This is a genomic window from Mesobacterium pallidum, assembly GCF_019966535.1.
GTDB lineage: Bacteria > Pseudomonadota > Alphaproteobacteria > Rhodobacterales > Rhodobacteraceae > Mesobacterium > Mesobacterium pallidum.
Genome location: NZ_JAIMID010000001.1, coordinates 371,865 through 395,647, shown reverse-complemented (window position 1 = coordinate 395,647; position 23,783 = coordinate 371,865). Strand labels below are relative to the sequence as shown.

Genomic DNA, 23,783 nt, shown 5'->3' with positions numbered 1-23,783 from the left:
CATCTTGCCATGAAACTCCGGGGGGTCTGGGGGGCTGGCCCCCCACCTCCGACGTCAGAACAGGAAGCTGTCCTCGGTCAGTTCCACCAGGTTCCCCGACAGCGTGACGTGGATGCTGTCGTCCATCGCGCCGTATGCGACCATGTAGTCCTTGCCGCCCAGCGCGGTGACGGTGATGTCGTCGAACCCGAGGCCCGTCGCAGACAAGTCGATCCGGTCGTGCATCATCAAATCTAGGATCATGTCGTCGCCGTCACCTTCCACGAAGACGAAAGTGTCGTGGCCGTAATACCCGGTCAACACGTCGTCGCCGGTGCCACCCTCGATCAGGTCATGGCCGAACCCGCCGCCGATGAAATCGTCGCCCGCGCCGCCATGCAGCGTGTCGGCGCCCATGAACCCCTTAATCACGTCGTCGCCCATGCCGCCCTCGCCGAGGTCGTGGCCGAAACCCAGCCCGAGGAAATCGTCGCCTGCCCCGCCCAGGACGGTGTCCGCGCCCATCCCGGCGGTGACCACGTCGTCGCCGCCATTGGCGTCGATCATGTCCGCGCCGTTGCCGCCGTCGATCACGTCGTCACCGATCGAGCCCGCGATCTCGTCGGCCAGCACCGTGCCGGTGATCATCTTGCCGAATTCGAGGTCGTAGACCCCCGTCGTGCCCGAGATCTCGTAGCTGACCGCGATCTGCGCGAGGCCCGAGGCGCTGTCTTCCGGGGCGATGAAGGTCACCACCTCGGGCGAGATGTGGCCGAAATCCGAGCTGTCGAGGTAGTCGACAAAGCTGGCCGCGCCCGGCTCTGTGATGTCGTAGATCATCACGCCGCCGTCCCGCTCGAGCCCGACGAAGGCCAGCATCTTGCCGTCGACCTCGCCCACGGCGATGGCCTCGGGCTCGGGGCCCTTGTTGTCCGACCGGTTCTCGTCGATTTCGTCCGCATCGCCCGAGGGGTAGCCGTCGTTGTTGAAGGCATTGGCGGGGCGGGTCGCCGCGATGACCTCTTCGAAGTCCGAGCCGCTGTCGAAGACGACATTGCCCGAGAGGTCGAAGATGGTGAAGGACCGCGATCCGTAGCTGTGCAGCACGTCGATGTCGCCGTCGCCATCCGTGTCGCCGTCGATGATCGACACGGTCAGCCGCTCGAGCCCGGTCGTGTCCACGCCGGCGTCGATCGAAAGGCCCGCGACGTCGCCGTCCAGGATGTCGCCCACGCGGGCCGCATCGCCGCCCTCGTCGAAATCGCCGCGGTCATCGCCTTCGTTCGCGGTCAGGACATAGGTCTGCCCGCCGATCTCGGCCGCGGCGATGGCATCGGGCATGCGCAGGCCGACGAGGTTCTCGTAGGTGCGGATGTTGATCGCGTCGTCGCGGTCCGAGGCGTCGAGTGCCACGACCGAATGATCCTGCGTGCCCAGCGGCAGGATGCTCTCCCACGCCATGGTGGCAAGGTCGAAGACGGCGACCGAATTGGCCTCCTGCAGCGTCACGAACAGCTTGCCACCGGCCTCGGCGATGTACTCCGGCTCCCAGTCGGTCGAGGGCAGCTTGCCCGGGAACATCCGCACGCCCGCATCGACCAGCGCGTCCAGCTGGGCGTCGAAGGCCTCGAAACCGTAGGTGGTGCCGGTCATGGTCGCCACGTCGATCACGGTGATCGAGCCGGCCGGGTCGGTGTCGCCCGGCTCGCCCTCGTTGGCGACGAAGACCTGGGTGCCGTCCTTGGAAAAGGTCACCATGTCCGGCAGGTTGCCGGCGCGAACAAAGCCACGATAGCTGCCGTCCAGGTCGAAGAAGGCCACGACGCCATTGGCGTAAAGGTCCATGTCGCGTTCGACCGCGACGGCCACCCCGGCGGCCGAGGCCGAGACCGAGTTCAGCCCGTCGAAGCCGTCGATCCCCGACAGGTCCAGCGTCGACAGCAGGTTGCCCGAGACCGCGTCGAACACATCGATGCGGCCCAGCGCGCCGTTTGTCACGTAGAGCTTGCCGTCGTGATGCGAGACGACTTCCGAACCGCCTTCGCCCGCGCCGCTGTCGGCAAAGGTGGCCTGGGCCAGTTCGAGGGTATCGAGAATGGTGGTGGTGATCGCTTGCATGGCGCTGTCCTTCCTGTCCTGTCGCCCGGAGGGTCCGGGGGGTGTCGCGCCCGGCGCTACCGGGGTTTCGTGACGTCCCGACAACGGTTTTGTAACAGCGGCTTGGCAGCCGGCCCGCCGCGGGATGCAACCTTTTGGCCACGCCCGCGTTGACTCGCCGACCGGATGGACCGGGCCCAGAGGGACAGATGCGCGCAGAAACCAGCTTTGACACGGGCGAAGTGTCCCCGGCGACGGCCCCGTCCGGGCCGTTCGTCCTGATCGCCAACCGCAAGTCAGGCACCAACAGCCGCGACCGCGACGCACTGGACCGCGCCTGCGCCGTGCTGGGTGACGACACCCGGCTCGAGACCTGGGACGCCGAGGGCGGCGAGGACTTGGGCGCGGTCGTCGCCAAGGCCATCGACAGCGGTGCCGGCTGCATCGTCGCGGCGGGCGGGGACGGCACGGCCATGGCCGTGGCCGACGCGCTGCTGGGCACCGGGGTGCCGATGGGCTGCCTGCCGCTGGGCACGTTCAACTACTTCGCCCGCGGCCTTGGCCTCTCGGAAGATCCCGAGGAAGCGGCCCGCGCGCTCAAGTCCGCCACCCCGGTCGAGATCGAGGTCGGCACCGTCGGCGGGCACGTGTTCCTCAACAACGCCTCGCTGGGCATCTACCCGGCCATCCTGAAGGAACGCGAGAGCATCTACGCCCGCTGGGGCCGCCGCCGCATCATGGCGCATTGGTCGGTGGTGCGGACCTTCTGGCAGTTCCAGCGGCCCATGCGGCTGCATCTCGACGTGGATGGCGCGGTGCACCAGGTGCGCTCTCCACTCGTCTTCGTCGCCCGCTCGGCCTACCAGCTCGAACGGTTCAACCTCGCTGGGGCCGAGGCGATCTCGGACGACCGGATGGCCGTGCTGATCGGCCGGGCGGACAGCCGCTGGGGTCTCTTCAAGCTGACCTGGCGGCTGGTGACCCGGCGGATGCGGCAGGGGCGCGACTATGACCTTCTGCCCGCCCGCAAGCTTCTGGTCGAGACGACCCGCAAGCGCGCGCTCGTGGCCTATGACGGCGAAAAGCGCCGCGCCGCCGCGCCCTTCGACTTTGCGATGAGCGGCGACAAGCGCCTAACCATCCTTTTGCCCGAAGCCGATCCAAGAACCCCATGACCCGACTGATCCACCTGTCCGACCTGCACTACGGCCGCGACGATCCCGAGCTGGAGACACCGCTGCTGGACACCATAGCCGAGCTCGACCCCGATCTCGTGGTCATCTCGGGCGACTTCACCCAGCGCGCGCGGCGGTCGCAATTCGCGCGGGCGCGGGCCTTCCTTGACCGGATCGCGGCGCCGACGCTGTCGGTGCCGGGCAACCACGACACGCCGCTCGACAACCTCTTCCTGCGGTTCCTGCGGCCCTTCCACCGCTACAAGCGGGCCATCGACCGCCAGCTGGAACCCGTGCACGAGGGCGACGGGATCATCGTCGCCGGCGTCAACACGGTGAACCGCTTTGCCTGGCAGCGCGGGCGCATGTCGCGCCATACGACGGCTCGGGTCTGCCGCGTCTTCGACGAGGTGCCCGACAAGGTGCAGATCGCCGTTCTGCACCATCCGCTCGAGCATGGTCCCGAGGTCGACAAACGGCTGATGAAGGGTGCCAGGGCCGCGCTGCAATCGCTGGCCGAGTGCGGCACCGACGTGGTCCTGTCGGGCCACCTGCACGAGGCGCGGGCGCAGCCCTTCTCGACCGCGCCGGGGCTCTTGTTCGTGCAGGCGGGCACCGGCCTGTCGACCCGGCTGCGCGGCGAGCCGAACACCTTCAACCTTCTGGACATCGACGGGTCGCGGATCGCCGTCACCACCTATTCCAACGCACTGGAAACCGCCAACTCCCCCGCCTTCCGCGCCACGGGAACCGCCGTGTTCGAACGCGCCCCGAGCGGTTGGGACAGGGTGGCGGAAACGGTCGGGCCGACCCGCGCGGCCCAGTGAATTTGACCCAAGGGTAAAAAAACACTTGCCGAAACCGGTTTCGGAGGCTCATCCTTGGTAACAGGGAGCGAGAAATGCCAACGAAGACCACTGCCCATCGGCCGCCGACACGCCCGCGCAAACGCCGGGTGACGATTGCGGACGTGGCCAACGAACTCGGTGTGACCAAGGGTTTGGTGAGTCGCGCGCTCAACGATTATCCCGACATCTCGGAGGCCACGCGCGAGCGGGTGCGGGCGGCGGCAGAGGCGATGGGCTACCGCGCTCTGTCCCATGCGCGCGCGATCCGGACCGGGCAGGTGCGGGCGCTGGGTCTGGTGATCCAGCTGTCGGACCATGACGGCCAGCGGCCTTTCCTCGCCGACCTGTTGTCGGGGATCTCGCAGGCGGCGTCGGCCGCGGACTGGACGGTGACCATCGCCACCTCGACCTCGGACGCGGACACGCTGCACCAGCTCGGGCACCTGGCCGACGCGCACAAGGCCGACGGGTTCATCCTGCCACGCACCTATGAACACGACGCCCGCATCGACTACCTGCGGGCCGAAGGGTTGCCCTTCGTGCTTTACGGACGGACGGCCGACGACACCGGCTGCGCCTGGTACGACGTCGACAGCGGCGCGGCGATGGCCGAGGCGGTGGCGTTGCTGGCCGGCCTGGGCCACAGGGTCATCGGCTTTGTCCCCGGTGCGACCGGAACCATGTACGACCGGTTGCGGCGCGAGGGGTTCGCGGCCGGGATGCGCGCGGCGCACCTCGACACGGCCCCGGTTTCGGACCCGGCCTGCGACCGCGCGCAAGGCGCCGCTGCCGCGCGCGCCCTGCTGGGACGCGACCTGCCGCCGACCGCAATCCTCTGCGCCACCGACGCGGCCGCCGTGGGCGTCTACGACGCGGCGCGGGCGGCCGGCCTGTCCATCGGCACCGACCTGTCGGTGATCGGCTACGACGGCCTGCCCGAAGGCGCCGTGCTGGACCCGCCCCTTTCGACCTTTCACGTCGACGCCGCCCGTGCGGGCGCGCGCCTGACCGACCTGCTGATCCGATCCATCGCGGGCGAAGACCCGGCGGATCTGCGGGACCTGGACCCGGCGACCTTCCGCCCCGGCGGATCGCACGGGGCCCCGACCCTGACCCCGGCGGAATTGGCCGCCCGGGTCGCCCATTCCAACCACGTCTCCAACCCTGGGAGGGAAAGATGACCATTCAGTCGAAACTACTCGGTGCAAGCGCGCTGGCCCTGGCGCTGAGCGCGCTTGGCGCGCAGGCCGACACGATCCGGTTCTGGACAACCGAGGAACAGCCCGACCGGCTGGCCAAGCAGCAGGCCATGGCCGAGGAATTCGAGGCCGCCACCGGCACCGAGGTCGAAGTGATCCCGGTCACGGAAAGCGACCTGGGCACCCGCGCGACGGCCGCCTTTGCCGCCGGCGACCTGCCGGACGTGATTTACCATACGCTTCAGTACGCCCTGCCCTGGGCCGAGGCCGGCATCCTCGACACCGAGGCGGCAAGCGAAGTGATCGAGGACCTGGGGGTCGACACCTTTGCCCCCGGCGCACTGGCCATGGCCGCCTACGAGGGCGAGACGGCGTCCGTCCCCGTGGACGGCTGGACGCAGATGATCGTCTACCGCAAGGACCTGTTCGACGAGGCGGGCCTCGAGGCGCCGACCTCCTATGCCGCGGTCGAGGCCGCGCTCGAAGCGCTGCACAACCCGCCCGAGATGTACGGTTTCGTCGCCGCCACCAAGGTGGACGAAAACTTCATGTCCCAGGTGCTGGAGCATGTCTTCCTCGCCAACGGCGTGACCCCGGTCGGCCCGGACGGCTTTGCCCCGCTGGACGAGGCCAAGACCATCGAGGTCCTGGAATTCTACAAGGCCATCGCCGAGGCGTCCCCTCCGGGCGATCTTTACTGGGACCAGTCGCGCTCGCTTTATTTCTCGGGCAACGCGGCGATGATCATCTGGTCGCCCTTCATCCTTGACGAGCTGGCCGGCCTGCGCGACAGCGCCCCGCCGACGATCACCGACGATCCGACCTCGGCCGAGCTGGCCAGCAAGACCGGCGTCGTGACGACCTTCAGCGGCCCGTCGAACCCCGATGGCGCGGCCTGGGGCGACATCCGCTATTTCGGCATCACCAACGATGCGGACACGGATGCGGCGATGGAATTCGTCAAGTTCTCGGTCGACCAGGGCTACGGCCAGACGCTGTCGATCGCGCCCGAGGGCAAGTTCCCCGTGCGGGCCGGCACCATGGACGAGCCCAACAAGTTCAAGGACCTTTGGGCCACCCTGCCCGTGGGCGTGGACCGCAAGGCGCCGCTGGGTGACCTTTACGAGGCCTCGATGATCGACGAGATCGTCGGCGGGCTGGACGTGGCCCAGCGCTGGGGCGTCGAGGAAGGGCAGCTGGCGCTGGCCTCCAAGATGATCAACAGCCAGGTCATCAACCGCGTGGTGCGCCAGTACATCGACGGCGAGATCGACGCGGCCGCCGCCGTGGCCGAGATGAACGACGAGCTGTCCAAGATCGAATGATCCAGCTGTCCCGGGCGTCATGATGGCGCCCGGGACCCTTTCCCCAGAAGACCGGAGGGCCGGATGAGCGCGACATCCCCCGAACCGCCCCGCAAGATGACCCCGCTGGCCCGGCGCGAACAGCACCTGGCCTGGGGCCTGCTGTTCCCGACGCTGGCGGCCGTGTCGCTGGTGGTGATCCTGCCGCTGCTGGCGATCTTCTGGATTTCCTTCAAGCCCATCGGCCTTGCCGACCTGCGCCCGCCGGTGGCGGTGGTGCGCGAGAACCTGCGCGGCTCGGGCACGGACATGCGGGTCGAATACCGGGTGCGCAACTCGAGCCAGGACAAGCAGATCACGAACGTGACCCTGTCCGACACCCTGCCCGAGGGGCTCGAGGTCGTCGGCCCCCTGCCCGAGGGCTGCACGCTGGACGGGCGCGCGTTCAACTGTGACCTCGGCACCCTGCCCGGCGGCTACAACGAACGCCTGCGCCTGCCCGTCAGCGCCGCCGATGCGGACGCGATGGAGGCGGCCGCCGAGGGGTCCGAGCCCAATGTCACCGGCAAGGGTGACAACATCCTGACCAATTTCACCTTCACCACCGAGAATTTCGCCCGCGTCTTCGACGGCGACGAGTTCTGGGGCGTGCTGGGGGTGACGCTGTTCTACACCGTGGTCGGCACCGTGGGCGCGCTGGTCACGGGGCTTTTCGCGGCGATGCTGCTGGACAAGAGCTTCAAGGGCCAGGGCATCCTGCGGGGGCTCTACCTGTTCCCCTATGTGGCGCCGGTGATCGCGGTCGCCTTCTCTTGGCTGATCCTCTTCGATCCCTTCTCAGGGAGCGCCAATGCGCTGCTGATCCAGATGGGCGTGACGGACGAGGCGATCAATTTCTTCGGAGAGAAGCCGCTGGCGCTGATCATGGTCACGGTCTTCGAGATCTGGCGCTACTTCCCGCTGTCGTTCCTGTTCATCCTCGCGCGGATGCAGTCGATCGACACGGACATGTACGAGGCGGCGGACATGGACGGGGCCTCTCCGTTCCAGAAGTTCTGGTACCTGTCGCTGCCGCAGCTGCTGGGCATCCTGTCGGTGCTGTTCCTGCTGCGCTTCATCTGGACCTTCAACAAGTTCGACGACATCTTCCTGCTGACGGGCGGCAACGCGGGCACGCGGGTGCTGACCGTGAACGTCTACGAGCAGGCCTTTGCCGTGTCCAACATCGGCGCCGGGGCGGCCGTGGCGGTGGTGATCTTCTGCTGCCTGCTGATCTTTGCGATCTTCTTCTTCCGGGTCATGAGCCGGGAGGAAGGGTTGTGATCGGGGGCGTGACGGTCGTGCGGATGCGCCCGCGGCGGGCGGGAATGGGGGGCCAGCCCCCCGTCGCCATGGGCGACTCCCCCCGGAGTTTAACTGGCAAGATGAAGCAGGGGATCATTTGATGAGCGTTCTGCGACAAGGATACGTGACGGCCGCGTTGCTGGGGGCGCTTTGGTGTCTCGTGATTGCCGTGACCGTGGCGGTGGCGATGAGCTTTGTGACCGGGGAACCGTTCCGGCCCGCCGCGCTGTGGTCGCTGCTCTGGGGCGCGGGGATCGGGGCGGCGGCGCTGTCGGGGCGCACGGCGCTTTGGGGCGCGGCGGCGGTGGTCTTTGGGCTGGGGATGGTCGGCATCGGCGCGCTGACGAGCGAGGCCGGGTTTCTGGCGGGGGCCGTGGGCCAGGCCGCGCTGGCCGGGTTCACGGCCGTCGGCCTGTGGAAGATCCTGGACGAGGTCGTGCCGGGGCCGCTGACGCGGCATGTCTTCGAGGCGGCGGTGATCCGGTTCCTGACCGGGTTCGGCTACATCTTCTTTACCGCCATCGTGCTCATCCCCTTCTACGTCATGGTGATGACCAGCCTGAAGAACCAGTCCGAGCTGATCCAGAACCCGCTCGATTTCTCGATCGACCTCAGCCTCGGATGGGAGCTGTTCCGCAGCTACCGCGAGCTTATGGTGGATTTCAACTTCGGCTCGTATCTCTGGACGTCGTTCTACATCTCGGTGCTGACGGTGTTGATCACGCTCGCGTTCTCTATCCCCGGCGCCTATGCCGTGGCGCGGCTGCGGTTTCGGGGCCAGGCGCTGATGGGGCGGTCGATCCTGCTGATCTACATGGTGCCGATGATCGTGTTGGCGCTGCCGATCTACATCGCCTTTTCCATGGCGGGTCTGCGCAATTCGGTGCTGGGGATCGTGATGATCTACCCGGTGACGACCATTCCGGTCGCTTTGTACATGCTGCAGGGCTATTTCCGGGGCCTGCCGGCCGAGGTCGAGGAGGCGGGGCTGATGGATGGCCTGTCGCGCCTGGCCGTGATCTGGAAGATCACCCTGCCGCTGTCGCTGCCGGCTCTGGCTTCGGTCTCGCTGTACGTTTTCATGATCGCCTGGAACGAGTTCCTGCTGGCCTTCATGCTGCTGGATGACCCCAGCAAATTCACGCTGACGCGGGGGATCGCCTCGCTCAATTCGTCCGAGATCCCGCGCCAGCACCTGATGGCCGGGTCGGTCATCGCGACCGTCCCGATCATGGTGATCTTCCTGGGGCTCGAGCGGTTCATGACCAAGGGCCTGACGGCCGGGAGCGTCAAGGGATGACCACGATAGACGCGCGCGACGCAGAGGCGCGCCAGATCCTCAGGACCAACGACCGGGGCGGCTATACCGTGCCGACGCACGGGCTTTACCCCTACCAGTGGAACTGGGACAGCGTCTTTGCCGCCATCGGGTTCGCCGAGCATGACATGGGCCGGGCCTGGCAGGAGATCGAGACGCTGATGTCCGCGCAATGGCCCAACGGAATGGTGCCGCATATCGTCTTTCACCAGATCGATCCGGGGTATTTCCCCGGCCCGGACGTCTGGCGCGGCGTGGGGCCGGTGCCGTCCTCGGGCATCTCGCAGCCGCCCATCGCGGCCACCTTCGTGCGGTGGCTGCTCGCGCTCGATCCGGGCGGCGAAGCGCGGGCCAGGGCGCTCTACCCCAGGCTGGTCGAGTGGCACCGCTGGTTCATGACCTGGCGTAACGAGGGCGGCGCCATCGTCGTGACGCACCCCTGGGAGACCGGGCGCGACAATTGCCCCGATTGGGACGGGCCCTTTGCGGCCATCGAGCCCGAGGGCGTGGACCAGTATTACCGCCGCGACACCACCCATGTGGTCGAGGAAGAACGCCCGCGCCGCTGGGATTACGACCGGTATCTCTACCTCGTCAAACTCGGGGCCGAGAGCGGCTGGGACGAGGCGCATCTGGGCCGCGTCACGCCCTTCCGCGTGGCCGATCCGACCATGACCTTCACCCTTCTGCGGTCCACCCGCGACCTGGCCGCCATGGGGCGCGACTGGGGCGAGGATGTCAGCGAGCTTGAGGCATGGATAGGCCAGATGGAGGCCGGGGCGGAGACGCTCTGGAACCCGGCCATCGGCGCGCATGACACGCTGGACATCCGCTCGGGCGCGCATTCCGGCGTCGTGTCGAACGCGTCCTTCCTGGCCTGGTACGCAGGCGTCGGCGACGACCGGCTGCTGGCGGCCTATGACCGGATCATGACCGAGGTGCGCTATGGCGTGCCCTCGACCGACCCGCATCACCCGGCCTACGAGCCGAAACGCTATTGGCGGGGCCCGGTCTGGGCCATGCTGAACGCGCTGGTGGCGCTGGGGCTGGCCGAGGCGGGCCACTTGGACCGCGCCAGGGCACTCACCGACAGCTCACGCGAGATGATGCGCGAGAACGGCTTTGCCGAATATTTCGACCCCCGCGACGGCGCCCCCGCCGGCGGGCGGAACTTCACCTGGACGGCCGCTGTCTGGCTGGCCTGGGCCTCTCCGAACACGAGGAACGCGATATGGGCAGCATACATCTGAACGCCGTCGAGAAATGGTACGGCGAGGCGCAGGTCATCAAGGGCATCGACCTTGAGATCACCGACGGGGAATTCGTGGTCTTCGTCGGCCCGTCCGGCTGCGGGAAATCGACGCTGCTGCGGATGATCGGCGGGCTCGAGGATATCAGCCGCGGCACGCTGGACATCGATGGCACGGACGTCACCGCCGACCCGCCCTCCAAGCGGGGCCTCGCGATGGTGTTCCAGAGCTACGCGCTCTACCCGCACATGACGGTGCGGGACAACATGGGGTTTGGCCTCAAGACCGCCGGCGCGCCCAAGGCCGAGATCGCGGAGAAGGTGAACGCGGCGGCCGATGTGCTGAAGCTCGACCCCTACCTCGACCGCCGCCCCAAGGACCTGTCGGGGGGGCAGCGCCAGCGGGTGGCCATCGGGCGCTCCATCGTGCGCGAACCCACGGCGTTCCTCTTCGACGAGCCCTTGTCGAACCTCGATGCGGCGTTGAGGGTCGAGATGCGCTACGAGATCGCCAAGCTGCACCAGCGGCTGGCCAAGACGATGATCTACGTGACCCACGACCAGGTCGAGGCGATGACGCTGGCCGACCGGATCGTGGTGCTCGAGTTCGGCAAGATCGCCCAGGTCGGCACCCCGCGTGAGCTGTATGAACGGCCGCAGAACCTGTTCGTGGCGCAGTTCATCGGCAGCCCCAAGATGAACATCCTCGGCGTCGAGACGTCGGGTGACAGCTACGCCCTGCCCGGCCATCGCGGCGGGCCCTTCTCGGGCGACCATGCGGCCACCCAGCTGGGCATCCGGCCCGAACATATCGAGGTGGGCGCGGAAGGCAGCGGCCAGGTGGATGGCGAGGTCGACCTGGTCGAATACCTCGGCGCCGACAGCTACCTGGTGGTGGAGTGCGGCGGCGACATCGGCAAGCTGACCGTGCGCTGCATCGGCGAAAGCCCGGCGACGCTGGGGCAGCGGGTCGGGCTGAGTTTCGCCCCCGAACACATGCACTTCTTCGACACGGAGGGTCTGAGGGTCTGACCGGCGGGAACTCCGGGCCAAGCGCGGCGTTGTCCCTTGAAAGAGGAGACAGCCATGACCCGCCATCCCCGCGACCTCGACCTGCCCGCGCCAAGTGCGCTCAGCCCCGAGCGCGGCTCCATCGCGCCGGTGGTTTACGCTGGCGGGATGCTGGCGGCGGGGGCGCTGCTTCTGCTCGCCAAGCCGCGGATCGGAGAGGTCCCGGACCCACGTCATCGCGGCGATGCCCCGCGCCGCAGCCGCGTTCGCCGCGCGGCGCAACACGGGCGCGACGCGGCGCAGACCTTCGCGCCGACGAACCTCACGGATTCCATCGGCCGGTCGCTGCTGATCGGCGGCGCCGCCCTGCTGATCGCGCGCACATTCGATGCGCTGACCGGCAGCGACGGCGACTGACAGGGGGCGCTCATCCGCCTTGACGGGCGGCCTCGCCTCAGCGCAGGCGGCGCAGAAGATCGGGCGACGCCTTGCCCGTCGCCGGCAGCCCCACGCTGCGCTGGAAGGCGGTGATCGCCGCCTCGGTACCCGAGCCGATCACCCCGTCCGGCGTGCCCGCGTCGAAGCCGCGCGCGTTCAGACGCTCCTGCAACTCGCGCCGCTCGGCTTGGGTCAGGCCGGTCTCGTCCGGGCCGAAACCGCGCGTCAGCGCCGGGTCGCCCGCGATCCGCCGCGAGAGGTACCCGATGCCCAGCCCGTATTTCTCGGCATTGTTGTAGCGCAGCACGGTGTCGAAGTTGCGCCCGATCATGAAGGCAGGCCCCGAGCCGCCCCCCGGCAGCAGGATCGACGCCGCGCCAAGCCCCGGCAGGTTGCCCCCCGCGACGGGCCGCACGCCAAGCGCCTGCCAATTGCCGACCGTCCGCCCCGATCCGCGCCCGGCAAGCCGCGTGTCGAAGCCCGAGGGCAGCCGGACCTCCAGCGCCACCGACTCCCCCCGCTGCCAGCCGGAATTCGCCAGGTAGGCCGCGGCCGAGGCGAGCCCGTCCGTCGGATCCTCGCCCCAGATGTCGCGCCGCCCGTCGCCGCGGAAATCCACCGCATAGGCTTCGAAGGTGGTGGGAATGAACTGCGTATGCCCCATCGCCCCGGCCCAGCTGCCCAGCATCCGGTCGGCGCTGGTGTCGCCCCGCTGCAGGATGCGCAGCGCCGCCATCAGCTGCTTTTCGAAGAACACGCCGCGCCGCCCGTCATAGGCCAGCGTCGAGGTCGCCGCGATCACCGGGATGTCGCCGCGCCGGGTGCCGTAATTGCTCTCCATGCCCCAGATCGCGGTGACCACCTCGGCGGGCACGCCGTAGCGGCCCTCGATCTCCGACAGCAGGCTGCGCCGCGACGCCAGCGCCGCGCGGCCCGCCTGGACCTTTTCCTCGCGCGCCACGATGGCGAGGTAATCCTCGAGGCTGCGCTGCACCTCGGCCTGGTTGCGATCGCGCTCGATCACCTCGGGCAGGTAGCCAGCCGACCGGAAGGCCGCGGCCAGCACGCTCTCGGAAATCCCGCCCGCCGCCGCCCGGCCCCGGAACGCCGCGACCCAGGCGTCGTAGCCGGCGTTCGGCACCGCCTGCATCGCCGTTGCCCGCGCCGGGGCGCTGCGCGGCGCGCCCCCGCCAGCCCCGCAGCCGGCCAGAAGGGCCAGCGTGCCAAGGGCGAATCCTCGTCTGGACAGTGTCATGCCTGTCTCCTTTTCTGCTCACCGCAAGCATGCCGCGCCCCGCGCCACCCGGCAAGAAGATGCCGCCCCGTCGGCAACAGATCGCCCGCCCCTTTCATCTTTCCCCAAATATGCAAATCCAACGCCTGCCGCGGGCGCGCCGACCGGGATGACGCGGCTCTTCCCCTTTCATTATTCGAAAAATACTCGACCCCGCCGCCCGCCACGGGCGCGCCCGCCCGGCTAGGGCCCCCAGCCCGCCGCCATGACCACGGCGCCCAGCAGCAGCGGCACCGGCCAGGTCACCGCCACACGCATCCAGGTCGGACGCCGCCCCATCAGCGGCATCTCGTAGGCGAGGATCTTGGTCATGGAAAACAGCGACCAGCCGGTCACATAGGCCATGACCGGCCCGACCGCCGCCCCGGCCTTGAGCGCCGTTGCGCCCAGCGCAAAGCTGACAAAGGCGCCGCCGGGCGTCACCGGCCCCAGCACCGTGGCCAGAAAAAGCCCGCGCCAGCCGGAGGAGGCGCCAAAGAGCTCCTCGATATGCCCCTCGGGCACCAGCTCGGCCAGGAAGCCGGCACCCAGCAGGGCGACCAGCATCCGGGGCAGGGTAAAGGCGGCGGTGCGCAGGTACCGGGCCTTCGCTTCGGCCCCAAGCCCGGCCGCCCGCACGCGCCGACCGACCCAGGCCGCGACCAGCGCGAGAAACAGCGTGCCGATGAGGATGTTCATGCTGCCGCCCGCCGCATGAGCGCCCGCGCCAGCGCGCCGGCGATGATCGGCACCGGCAAGCTCAGCAGGATGCGCAGCGCCACGAAATCGTAGGGCAGGAAAGTGAGTTCCCAGATCAGGATGCGGTTCAACGACAGCAGGCTCCAAGAGGTGACATAGGCCACCGCCGCCCCCAGGTCGGCGCCCGCGGCCAGGAACCCGGCGGCGAGCGCAAAGCTCATGGACGGCCCGCCCGGGATCAGCACGCCGGCAAGGCTCGCCACCGCGAGGCCCTTCAGCCCGGAATCGCGGCCGATCCACGAGGCGATGGTCTCGCGCGGGAGCAACAGCGGGATCGCGGCGGCCACGAAAAGCCCCAGCAGGACCTTGGGCAGCAGGATGCCGAGGAAGCCGAGCGTATGCCACGCCACCTCTCCCACGTGCCCCCATCCGTCGCGCCAGGCCACGGCCGCGCCGGCCACCAGCGTGACGACGATCAGGATCACGAAACCGCTGTCGATGAATTTCCGGGGGCCGGGCGTCATGGCGCGCAAGGTAACGTTTTCCCGGGCAAGGTCCATGGCCCTTTGCCCCGGTCCGGAAGGGCGCAAGATATCCCTCATCCCCGGTGAAATTGGATTGATAAACCGCCCTCATCCCGTAAGGTCGTGCAGGATAATTCACAAGATGCCCAAGAGATGAGCGAGATCACCAATTTCCGCGGCGAGGCGTTGCAGCCCGCCCCCGCCAAGGCCCAGGACGCCGCGGTCGAGGAGCTGATGGCCCGTGTCGGCGCGCGCGTGCGCAAGGCGCGCGAGCTGAAGGGGTTGTCGCGCCGCGTGGTTTCGGAACTGTCGGGCGTCTCGCAGCGCTACCTTGCCCAGCTCGAGGCGAGCGAGGGAAATATTTCCATCGGCCTGTTGCAACGGGTCGCCGGGGCGCTGGACATGCGGATCGAGTGGCTCGTGGGCGCGGATGATCCGTGGAGCGCGGACACGATCCGCGTGGTCGAGCTGTTTCGCCAGGCCACTGCAGGGCAGCGCGCCCAGGTGATGGCCACGCTCAGCCCCGAGCCGCCCGAACGCATGCGCGCCCAGCGTATCTGCCTGGTCGGGCTGCGCGGGGCGGGCAAGTCGACCCTCGGAGCGCGCGCCAGCGAGGCGCTGGGGATGCCCTTCCTCGAGCTCAACCGCGAGATCGAGGCGCATTCCGGCATCCCGGTGAACGAGGTGATGGCCTTCTACGGCCAGGACGGCTACCGCCGGCTCGAGGCGCAGGCCGTCGACCGCGTCATCGCCACCCATGACAGCGTGATCCTGGCCGTCGCGGGCGGGATCGTCACCGAGCCCGCGACCTACAACACGCTGCTGGCCAATTTCCACACCATCTGGATCAAGGCCCGCCCCGAGGAACACATGAACCGCGTCCGCGCCCAGGGCGACCTGCGCCCCATGGCCGGGAACCCCGAGGCGATGGAGCAGCTGCGCGCCCTGCTGAAGAGCCGCGCGCCGCTGTACCAGCGGGCCGATGCGCAGCTCGATACCGGGGGCAAGAGCCTCGAGGACAGCCTATACGACCTGCTCCAGCTGATCGCGGCGCGGGGCTATGACGGCTCGCGGCCCAAGGATGTTTCGTTACAGAAATCCTGACACGCCGCCCGAAGGGTAACATTTAGCTTGCATCGAATCGGCCGGGGGCTTATCCCGACCATACGGTCGGTTATTTCCGCGCCGCCACGGGAGGAGTCAGGGAGAATCTCATGACCGCATTCATCTGCGACGCGATGCGTACGCCGATTGGCCGCTACGGCGGGGCCCTGTCGTCCGTCCGCACGGATGACCTGGCCGCGATCCCCATCGCCGCGCTGATGGCGCGCAACACGGGCGTCGACTGGGCCCGCGTGGACGAGGTCGCCTATGGCGACGCCAACCAGGCGGGCGAGAGCAACCGCAACGTGGGCCGCATGGCCGCGCTGCTGGCCGGCCTGCCGGTCGAGGTACCGGGCGTGACCGTCAACCGCCTTTGCGCAAGCGGCATGGACGCGGTGGGCATGGTGGCCCGGGCGATCCGCGCAGGGGATTACGACCTCGGGATCGCGGGCGGCGTGGAATCGATGTCCCGCGCGCCCTTCGTCATGCCCAAGGCCACCGACGCCTTTTCCCGCGCCAACGCGGTCTACGACACCACCATCGGCTGGCGCTTCGTCAACCCGAAGATGGAACAGCAATACGGCATCGACAGCATGCCCCAGACCGCCGACAACGTGGCCGAAGACTGGGGCGTCAGCCGCGAGGACCAAGACGCCTTTGCCGCCCGCAGCCAGGACCGCTGGGACCTGGCGCACAAGGCCGGCATCTTTGCCGACGAGATCACGCCGGTCACCATCCCGCAGCGCAAGGGCGATCCGATCGTCGTGGACACCGACGAGCACCCCCGCCCCGGCACCGGCGCGGACAAGCTGGCGAAGCTCAGGGGCGTCAACGGGCCGGACAAGAGCGTCACGGCCGGCAATGCCTCGGGCGTGAACGATGGCGCGGCGGCGATGCTGATCGCGTCGGAGGCTGCCGCCAGGGACCACGGCCTCACCCCCATGGCCCGCATCGTCGGCTTTGCCGCCGCGGGCGTCGCGCCCCGCGTCATGGGCATCGGCCCGGTGCCCGCCGTGCGCAAGGTGCTGGCGCGCACAGGTCTCACCATAGAGCAGATGGATGTGATAGAGTTGAACGAGGCTTTCGCGGCCCAGGGCCTTGCCGTGTTGCGCGACCTTGGCCTTTCGGACGACGCGCCCCATGTGAATCCCAACGGCGGGGCCATCGCGCTGGGTCACCCCCTGGGCATGTCGGGCGCGCGGCTGGTGCTGACGGCGGCCTACCAGCTGAAACGCACCGGCGGGCGCTATGCGCTGTGCACCATGTGCGTCGGCGTCGGCCAGGGCACGGCCATGATCATCGAACGGGTCTGATCCCGCGATAAGGAGGACGACAAATGTATGCACAAATGGTGAAGTCCACCGGCCAGGGCGTAAAGACGCGCGAAGAGATGAGCCCCGAAGAGGCGCATTTCCAGGACCGCGTCGATGCCGACGAGAAGATCGAGGCGCGCGACTGGATGCCCGAGGGCTACCGCAAGACGCTGATCCGCCAGATCGGCCAGCACGCCCATTCCGAGATCGTCGGCCAGCTGCCCGAGGGCAACTGGATCACCCGCGCCCCCACGCTGGACCGCAAGATGATCCTGCTGGCCAAGGTGCAGGACGAGGCGGGCCATGGTCTCTACCTCTACTGCGCGGCCGAGACGCTGGGCGTCAGCCGCGACGACCTGACCGAGCAGCTCTTGTCGGGGCGGATGAAATACAGCTCGATCTTCAACTATCCGACGCTGACCTGGGCCGATATCGGCGCGGTCGGCTGGCTGGTCGATGGTGCTGCGATCATGAACCAGGTGCCGCTGCAGCGCACCTCGTACGGGCCCTACAGCCGCGCGATGATCCGCATCTGCAAGGAGGAAAGCTTCCACCAGCGGCAGGGCTACGACATCATGATGAAGATGGCGCAAGGCACCGAGGCGCAGAAGCGCATGGCGCAGGATGCGCTCAACCGCTTCTGGTACCCGTCGCTGATGATGTTCGGTCCGTCGGACGCGGAAAGCGTCCACTCGGCCCAGTCGATGGCGTGGAAGATCAAGATCGACACCAACGACGGACTGCGCCAGAAATTCGTCGACCAGACGGTGCCGCAGGCCGAATATCTCGGTCTGACCATCCCCGACGAGACGCTGAAGTGGAACGAGGACAAGGGCGGCTATGACTTTGCCGAGCCCGACTGGACCGAGTTCTTCGACGTGCTGAAGGGCAACGGCCCCTGCAACCACGACCGCCTCAAGGCCCGCCAGGACGCCTGGACCGATGGCCAATGGGTGCGCGACGGGCTGCTGGCCCATGCCCGCAAGAAAGCCGCCCGCAAGGTGGCCGCAGAGTAACGACAACCCCATGGCTGCCGCCCCACCCCGCCCGCGGGATCGGGGGCCGTGCATCCGACAGGAGGAAAGCCGATGTCTTCCGTGAACCCGGGCGCCCTGCCCCAGACCGAGTCCAAGGCGAAACCGCGCAACGAATGGCCCCTGTGGGAGATCTTCATTCGCGGCCAGCACGGCATGAGCCACCGCCACGTGGGCAGCCTTCATGCGCCCGATGCCGAGATGGCGATCAAAAACGCCCGCGACGTCTATACCCGCCGCAACGAGGGCGTGAGCATCTGGGTGGTCGAGGCGCGCCACATCGCGGCCACCGCGCCCAGCCAGAAGGGCCCGATCTTCGAGCCGTCGGAAAGCAAGGTCTACCGTCACCCGACCTTCTTCGACATCCCCGACGAAGTGGGGCACATGTGATGAACGCCTTGCATGAATTCCTGCTGCGGACGGGCGACAATTGCCTGATCCTCGGCCACCGGGTCAGCGAATGGTGCGGCCATGCGCCGGTGCTGGAAGAGGACATTGCCCTCGCCAACACCGCGCTCGACCTGCTGGGCCAGACCAAGCTGTGGCTGACCTATGCCGCCGAGGTCGAGGGCAAGGGGCGCAGCGCCGATGACCTCGCCTTCCTGCGCGACGCATGGGATTTCCGCAACGTGCTGCTGACCGAGGTGCCGAACGGCGATTTCGGCCGCACGATGATGCGGCAGTACCTCTTTGACCAGTACCACCTGCTGATGCTCCAGGGCCTTGCGCAAAGCAGCGACGAGACGGTGCGCGGCATCGCCGCCAAGGCCGTCAAGGAGGTTGCCTACCACGTCGACCGTTCCCGCGACACGGTGGTGGGCCTCGGCGACGGGACGGATGAAAGCCACAGGCGGATGCAGGAGGCGCTCGACTATCTCTGGCCCTACGTGGGCGAGATGTTCGCCTCCGACACCGTGGACGCCGAGATGGCCGAGGGCGGGATCTCCCCCGACCCCGCATCGCTGCGGGACGCCTGGGATGCCGCCGTCGCGGACACCATGGCTGAGGCGACGCTGGCGCTGCCGGACAGCCGGTTCCACCACAAGGGCGGCCGCGACGGGCGGATGCATACCGAGCACCTCGGCCACATGCTGACCCAGATGCAATGGCTGCAACGCGCCTATCCGGGGGCCACGTGGTGACCACCGAGGCCCAGGTCTGGGACTGGCTGGCAAAGGTGCCCGACCCCGAGATCCCCGCGATCTCGCTCGTGGACCTTGGCGTCATCCGGGGCGTCGCCTTTGACGGCGACACCTGCGTGGTGACGGTCACGCCGACCTATTCCGGCTGCCCGGCCACCGCCGTTATCAACCTGTCGATCGAAACGGCGCTGGCCGATCACGGCGTGCCGGTGCGGCTGAAACAGCAGATCGCGCCCCCCTGGACCACCGACTGGATCTCGCCCGAGGGGCGCGACAAGCTGAACGCCTACGGCATCGCCCCGCCCCAGCCCGCCGGTGGCCCGGCCGCCTGCCCGCGCTGCGGGGGGACACACCTGGAAAAGCTCAGCCAGTTCGGTTCGACCCCCTGCAAGGCCCAGTGGCGCTGCCGCGACTGCCTTGAACCCTTTGACTATTTCAAATGCATCTGAGACCGCGATGACCCAGACCGCCGATATTGAGGCCGTGACCGACATCATGCGCCGCTACATCGACGCCACGCGCGATGGCGACGCGGCGGCGATGCGCGACCTGTTCCATCCCGAGGCGATGCTGGCCGGATGGCTCGGCCCCGATCTCTGCCGCGATGGCAGGCCTGCGCCGTTCTTTGACCGGGTCGGGCAAGGCCCGGCCGGGCCGGGCTACCGGGCGCAGATCGGGGATGTTGCAGTGACCGGCCGGGTGGCCCGGGCCGCGATCACGGAAACCGCGCTTTGGGGCGCGGATTTCGAGAACCACTTTCACCTGCTGCAACGGGCCGACGGGTCGTGGATCATCACGGCAAAACTGTTCCATTGCGAACCACGGAAAGGATGACCGGATGGCGCGTTTCCACCCGCTGGAAGTCACCGATATTCACAAGACGATCCGCGACGCGGTCGTGGTGACCCTGCGCCCCGAGGACGGGGCAGACTTCGGCTTTACCCAGGGCCAATACCTGACCTTCCGCCGCGATTTCGACGGCGAGGAGCTGCGCCGCAGCTATTCCATCTGCGCGGGCCTCGACGACGGGGTGCTGCAAGTGGGCATCAAGCGCGTCGATGGCGGGGCGTTCTCGACCTGGGCCAACGAAGAGCTGAAGGTCGGCGACCGGATCGAGGCGATGCCCCCCATGGGCCGTTTCGCCGCGCCGCTGGAACCGGGCGCCGCCCGCGACTACCTCGGCTTCGCCGGCGGGTCGGGCATCACGCCTGTGCTGTCGATCATCCGCACCGTGCTGGCGCGCGAGCCGCGCTCCACCTTCACGCTGGTCTATGCCAACCGCGCTGTCACCTCGATCATGTTCCGCGAGGAACTCGAGGACCTCAAGAACAGCTACCTCGGCCGCCTGTCGGTGATCCACGTACTGGAAACCGACGCGCAGGAGATCGAGCTGTTCACCGGCCGCGTGACGGAAGAGAAATGCGCGCAGCTCTTCGCCTCGGGCTTCATCGACCCCGAGGCGGTGGACACCGCCTTCATCTGCGGGCCCGAGCCGATGATGCTGGGCATTGCGGCCGCCCTGCGCGCCGCCGGCATGTCCGAGGACCAGATCCGGTTCGAGCTCTTCGCCTCCTCCCAGCCCGGCCGCGCCAAGCGCAAGGCCGTGAGCGCCGAGGCCAGCGCCGCCGCCCGCACGGGGGCGGTCATCACGCTTGACGGCTCGACCCGGACGATCGAGATGGACAAGGACCAGTCGATCCTCGACGCGGCACTGGCCAATGCGATGGATGCACCCTACGCTTGCAAGGCGGGGGTCTGTTCGACCTGCCGCTGCAAGGTGATCGAGGGCGAAGTCGAGATGCTGACCAACCACGCGCTGGAGGATTACGAGGTGGCCAAGGGCTACGTGTTGTCCTGCCAGTCCTACCCCGTGACCGACCGCGTCGTCGTCGACTACGACCAGTGAGGCAGCCATGACCGAGACCATGAAGATCGAGGATTACCTGGCCCGGGGCGGCCGCCTCACCAGCCCCGCCAACGTGCCCGCCCGCTACCGGGCCGAGTTGATGAAGATCATGGCGATCTTCGTCGACAGCGAGCTGGCCGGGGCCGCCGGGTTCGCCGACCGGATCAACGATGCCGCCGGGATCGAAGGCCGCATCGCCGCCGCCCGGATCGTGGCCGAGAAGACGGCCCATGCCGGCAAGGTGCTGAAGCTGATGGGCGAATTCGGCGCGGCGACGGACCGCTACGTGTCGCACCACCCCTGGACCGCGCGGCTGGACCGCGGGGCCGAGGTCGGCTCGACCCGGATCGACCACGACATGCGGCTGTCGGTCTTCAACTACCCGCTGACCGGCTGGGCCGACGCGGTAGTGATGAACTGGCTGATGGGCATGGCGGTCGACATCCAGCTGGGCGAGCTGGGGCAGTTGTCGTACCAGCCGCTGGCCGAGACCTTCCGCGAGATCAGGCCCACCGAGGCGCGCCACACCGAGCTCGCCGCTGCCGGGATCGCGCTGCTACTGTCCGAGGGCGGCGAGGTGCAGGCGTCGGTCGATTACTGGTGGCCGCGGGTGGCGACGTCCTTCGGGCGCGAAAGCTCGGACAAGCTGGCGATGCTGCAGGGCTTCGGCCTGCGCCACAGCTCCAACGCCGATCTGCGCGCGGCCTGGGAGCTGCGCGCCGGAGCCGCGCTGAAGGCGCAGGCGCTGGAAGTTCCCGCCGGCTGACGGCGCTTTGGGCCGAAAGGAGGGGCCGGCGCCCTAACGCCGGACAAGTGGGGGCCGGCCCCCACACCCCCAGGATATTTCCGGAAAGATGAAGAGGGAATGCGCGCCTGGGTGCGTGCGGCAAAGGCAGGGGCCGCGCACCGGGTTGAAGGGGCGGACATGGGGGCCAGCCCCCATACCCCCGGAGTTTATCGGCAAGATGAAGAGGGATCGGCGCCCCTGCTTTCACTATTCTCCAAACACTCAATCCGGCATCGCCACGGACGCGGCGCCCAAAGGACGGGGCACCTGACCGCAGGAATGCGCGGAACAATGCGGGGGGCGGCGGGTTGACCGGCGATGTTTGACGATCTTTCCCTCACGCTGCTCTTTGTCGTTTTCGCCGTCGCAGGCGGCGCGGTGATTGCCGCCTCGATCCGCGCGACGCACCTGGCCGACATCATCGCGGACCGCAGCCGGATGGGCGAGGCGATGGCGGGCGGGTTGATCCTCGGCGGGGCGACCTCGCTGTCGGGGGTCGTCGTGTCGGTGACGGCCGCGGCCTCGGGGGATGCGAGTTTCGCCGTGTCGAACGCGGTGGGCGGGATCGCCGCGCAGACGCTGTTCCTGGCCATCGCAGACCTCCTGCACAAGCGCGCCAACCTCGAACATGCGGCCGCAGAGCCCGCGAACCTGTTCCAGGCCGTGCTGCTGATCGTCCTGCTGAGCCTGCCCATCGCAGCCATGTCCGGGCCCGACATCGCCTATTTCGGCGTGCACCCGGTCTCGATCGTGCTGTTCCTGGCCTATCTCGCCGGGGTGCGCATATCGGCCTCGGTCACCGAAAAGCCGATGTGGACGCCGGTCGAGACCCGCGAGACGCGCCACGACGAACCCGAAAGCGAGGCCGAGGCGCAGAAGAGCGCGCGCAAGCCGGCCATGGGCTTCATCGGCCTCGTTGCCATCATGGCGGCCTGCGGCTGGGTGATCAGCCAGGTGGGCGGCGCCTTCATCACCCGGTTCGGGCTGTCGTCCAGCCTGGTCGGCGCGCTGGTCACGGCAGTCGTCACCTCCCTGCCCGAGCTGGTCACCACCATCGTCGCCGTGCGCAAGGGTGCGCTGCAGCTGGCCGTGGGCGGAATCATCGGCGGCAACACCTTCGACACGCTGTTCCTCGTGTTTTCGGACATCGCCTATCGCGACGGGTCGATCTACAACGCCGTCGGCATGAACGACCTCTACTGGCTGGCGACCGGCATGTTGATGACCGGCGTGCTGCTGGGCGGGCTGATCATCCGCCAGCGCGAGGGGCCGGCGCGGATCGGGGTCGAGAGCGTGCTGATGATGGCGATCTATGCCAGCGCCGTGGCGGTGGAAGTGACTGCGGGCTAGGCGCTTCGGGATAGGATGCTCTCGAAAATGCCCTGCCACACGCCGCGGTCTCGGGCCATGTTCGATGCCAGCTCTGACGATCCCGAAACGCCTTAGATGGCCGGCAAGCCACCGAGGGTCATCCGCGTGACCAGCTGCGCATAGCGCTGACGCTCCGCAGCATCGGCGCCGGCGTTCCACATGTAGAACCAGTTCAACATGCCAAAGACCGACATGGTCGCCGCGCGCAGCTTTTCGGCATCGGCGGAAAAGACCTGCGGCGCGTTGCGCATCAACAGGGCCGAGACGAACCCGACCAGTTCCTTCTGGTAGCCGCGCAGGGCCTGCTGCTGCTCGGGCGCGAGCTTGTCGGTGTAATCGACCTGCAACCGGTGTTCGTGATCCGCGCCCTCGTAAGCCAGCAGGATCTCGCGCAGGCAGGTCTGCAAAGCCTCGTCCGGCGGCATCCCCGACAGGTCCAGCCCGCAGACCCGGTCGCGCAGGGTGGCGAGATGTTCGTCGAGGATGCCGAACAGGATCGCATCCTTGCCGCCGTAATAGTGGTAGAGGTTGGCCTTGGAGATGCCGCAGCCCTCGGCCACCTGCACCATCGAGGCGCGGTCGAACCCTTCGGTGGCGAAGACGCGCGCAGCGGCCCGGAGGATCTGCGCGCGCTTCTCGTCGTGGTCCTTGGCGATGGTCCGCGCCAC

24 protein-coding genes are annotated in these 23,783 nt (G+C 68.2%); 19 read left to right on the top strand and 5 right to left on the bottom strand.

Annotation, left to right across the window (positions count from 1 at the left end; all coding sequences use genetic code 11):
* Window positions 1–54 precede the first annotated feature (54 nt).
* Window positions 55–2,097, bottom strand: coding sequence for a choice-of-anchor I family protein (locus MF270_RS01775; protein ID WP_238364129.1), 2,043 nt, complete (start codon window positions 2,095–2,097; stop codon window positions 55–57).
* Between the two features lie 188 nt (window positions 2,098–2,285).
* Here MF270_RS01775 and MF270_RS01770 point away from each other — a divergent pair, with 188 nt between their 5' ends.
* The 9 genes from MF270_RS01770 to MF270_RS01730 all read left to right on the top strand — a co-directional run bounded on the left by MF270_RS01770 (window position 2,286) and on the right by MF270_RS01730 (window position 11,941).
* Window positions 2,286–3,251: a diacylglycerol/lipid kinase family protein gene (locus tag MF270_RS01770; protein ID WP_238364128.1), complete on the top strand. Its 966-nt coding sequence runs from the start codon at window positions 2,286–2,288 to the stop codon at window positions 3,249–3,251.
* Window positions 3,248–4,078, top strand: coding sequence for a metallophosphoesterase family protein (locus MF270_RS01765; protein ID WP_238364127.1), 831 nt, complete (start codon window positions 3,248–3,250; stop codon window positions 4,076–4,078). The genes MF270_RS01770 and MF270_RS01765 overlap by 4 nt, the downstream gene beginning before the upstream one ends.
* A 74-nt stretch (window positions 4,079–4,152) precedes the next feature.
* Window positions 4,153–5,280, top strand: a complete 1,128-nt coding sequence (locus MF270_RS01760) for a LacI family DNA-binding transcriptional regulator (RefSeq protein WP_238364126.1) — start codon at window positions 4,153–4,155, stop codon at window positions 5,278–5,280.
* The gene (locus MF270_RS01755; RefSeq protein WP_238364125.1) at window positions 5,277–6,623 is read left to right on the top strand and encodes an ABC transporter substrate-binding protein; all 1,347 of its coding nucleotides are present in this window, start codon (window positions 5,277–5,279) and stop codon (window positions 6,621–6,623) included. The genes MF270_RS01760 and MF270_RS01755 overlap by 4 nt, the downstream gene beginning before the upstream one ends.
* Window positions 6,624–6,686: 63 nt before the next feature.
* A complete protein-coding gene (locus MF270_RS01750; RefSeq protein ID WP_238364124.1) occupies window positions 6,687–7,925 on the top strand; it encodes a sugar ABC transporter permease in 1,239 nt (412 codons plus the stop codon).
* A gap of 121 nt (window positions 7,926–8,046) precedes the next feature.
* On the top strand, window positions 8,047–9,246 hold the full coding sequence (locus tag MF270_RS01745) for a carbohydrate ABC transporter permease (RefSeq protein ID WP_238364123.1): 1,200 nt from the start codon (window positions 8,047–8,049) through the stop codon (window positions 9,244–9,246).
* Window positions 9,243–10,514, top strand: a complete 1,272-nt coding sequence (locus MF270_RS01740) for an MGH1-like glycoside hydrolase domain-containing protein (RefSeq protein ID WP_238364122.1) — start codon at window positions 9,243–9,245, stop codon at window positions 10,512–10,514. The genes MF270_RS01745 and MF270_RS01740 overlap by 4 nt, the downstream gene beginning before the upstream one ends.
* Window positions 10,496–11,545, top strand: a complete 1,050-nt coding sequence (locus tag MF270_RS01735) for an ABC transporter ATP-binding protein (protein WP_238364121.1) — start codon at window positions 10,496–10,498, stop codon at window positions 11,543–11,545. The genes MF270_RS01740 and MF270_RS01735 overlap by 19 nt, the downstream gene beginning before the upstream one ends.
* Window positions 11,546–11,599: 54 nt before the next feature.
* Window positions 11,600–11,941: a hypothetical protein gene (locus MF270_RS01730; protein WP_238364120.1), complete on the top strand. Its 342-nt coding sequence runs from the start codon at window positions 11,600–11,602 to the stop codon at window positions 11,939–11,941.
* 37 nt (window positions 11,942–11,978) lie between these two features.
* On the opposite strand, the gene MF270_RS01725 is transcribed toward MF270_RS01730, so the two are convergent.
* From MF270_RS01725 to MF270_RS01715, 3 genes are all read right to left on the bottom strand, one after another.
* A complete protein-coding gene (locus tag MF270_RS01725; RefSeq protein ID WP_238364119.1) occupies window positions 11,979–13,217 on the bottom strand; it encodes a lytic murein transglycosylase in 1,239 nt (412 codons plus the stop codon).
* Window positions 13,218–13,439: 222 nt separating this feature from the next.
* Window positions 13,440–13,934, bottom strand: coding sequence for a permease (locus MF270_RS01720; RefSeq protein WP_238364118.1), 495 nt, complete (start codon window positions 13,932–13,934; stop codon window positions 13,440–13,442).
* Window positions 13,931–14,458 carry a permease gene (locus MF270_RS01715; protein WP_238364117.1) on the bottom strand — a complete coding sequence of 176 codons (528 nt, stop codon included), beginning with the start codon at window positions 14,456–14,458 and terminating at the stop codon, window positions 13,931–13,933. Before MF270_RS01715 ends, MF270_RS01720 begins: the two co-directional genes overlap by 4 nt.
* Before the next feature lie 153 nt (window positions 14,459–14,611).
* Here MF270_RS01715 and MF270_RS01710 point away from each other — a divergent pair, with 153 nt between their 5' ends.
* From MF270_RS01710 to MF270_RS01665, 10 genes are all read left to right on the top strand, one after another.
* Window positions 14,612–15,562: a helix-turn-helix transcriptional regulator gene (locus MF270_RS01710; protein ID WP_238364116.1), complete on the top strand. Its 951-nt coding sequence runs from the start codon at window positions 14,612–14,614 to the stop codon at window positions 15,560–15,562.
* Between the two features lie 110 nt (window positions 15,563–15,672).
* Window positions 15,673–16,875: a 3-oxoadipyl-CoA thiolase gene (pcaF, locus tag MF270_RS01705; RefSeq protein ID WP_238364115.1), complete on the top strand. Its 1,203-nt coding sequence runs from the start codon at window positions 15,673–15,675 to the stop codon at window positions 16,873–16,875.
* A 23-nt stretch (window positions 16,876–16,898) separates the two neighbouring features.
* Complete coding sequence (gene paaA, locus MF270_RS01700) at window positions 16,899–17,891, top strand: 1,2-phenylacetyl-CoA epoxidase subunit PaaA (protein ID WP_238364114.1); 993 nt, start codon at window positions 16,899–16,901, stop codon at window positions 17,889–17,891.
* Window positions 17,892–17,963: 72 nt separating this feature from the next.
* Window positions 17,964–18,299, top strand: a complete 336-nt coding sequence (gene paaB / locus MF270_RS01695; protein ID WP_238364113.1) for a 1,2-phenylacetyl-CoA epoxidase subunit PaaB — start codon at window positions 17,964–17,966, stop codon at window positions 18,297–18,299.
* Complete coding sequence (gene paaC / locus MF270_RS01690) at window positions 18,299–19,051, top strand: 1,2-phenylacetyl-CoA epoxidase subunit PaaC (protein ID WP_238364112.1); 753 nt, start codon at window positions 18,299–18,301, stop codon at window positions 19,049–19,051. The genes paaB and paaC overlap by 1 nt, the downstream gene beginning before the upstream one ends.
* Window positions 19,015–19,500: a 1,2-phenylacetyl-CoA epoxidase subunit PaaD gene (paaD, locus tag MF270_RS01685; protein WP_472850378.1), complete on the top strand. Its 486-nt coding sequence runs from the start codon at window positions 19,015–19,017 to the stop codon at window positions 19,498–19,500. The genes paaC and paaD overlap by 37 nt, the downstream gene beginning before the upstream one ends.
* 7 nt (window positions 19,501–19,507) lie before the next feature.
* Complete coding sequence (locus MF270_RS01680; RefSeq protein ID WP_238364110.1) at window positions 19,508–19,885, top strand: nuclear transport factor 2 family protein; 378 nt, start codon at window positions 19,508–19,510, stop codon at window positions 19,883–19,885.
* Between the two features lie 4 nt (window positions 19,886–19,889).
* Window positions 19,890–20,957: a 2Fe-2S iron-sulfur cluster-binding protein gene (locus MF270_RS01675; RefSeq protein WP_238364109.1), complete on the top strand. Its 1,068-nt coding sequence runs from the start codon at window positions 19,890–19,892 to the stop codon at window positions 20,955–20,957.
* Between the two features lie 7 nt (window positions 20,958–20,964).
* Window positions 20,965–21,723, top strand: coding sequence for a Phenylacetic acid catabolic protein (locus tag MF270_RS01670; RefSeq protein WP_238364108.1), 759 nt, complete (start codon window positions 20,965–20,967; stop codon window positions 21,721–21,723).
* A 339-nt stretch (window positions 21,724–22,062) separates the two neighbouring features.
* On the top strand, window positions 22,063–23,094 hold the full coding sequence (locus tag MF270_RS01665) for a sodium:calcium antiporter (RefSeq protein ID WP_238364107.1): 1,032 nt from the start codon (window positions 22,063–22,065) through the stop codon (window positions 23,092–23,094).
* A 92-nt stretch (window positions 23,095–23,186) separates the two neighbouring features.
* Here the strand turns inward: MF270_RS01665 and MF270_RS01660 are convergent, their stop codons facing one another.
* Window positions 23,187–23,783 carry a TetR/AcrR family transcriptional regulator gene (locus MF270_RS01660; protein ID WP_238364106.1) on the bottom strand — a complete coding sequence of 199 codons (597 nt, stop codon included), beginning with the start codon at window positions 23,781–23,783 and terminating at the stop codon, window positions 23,187–23,189.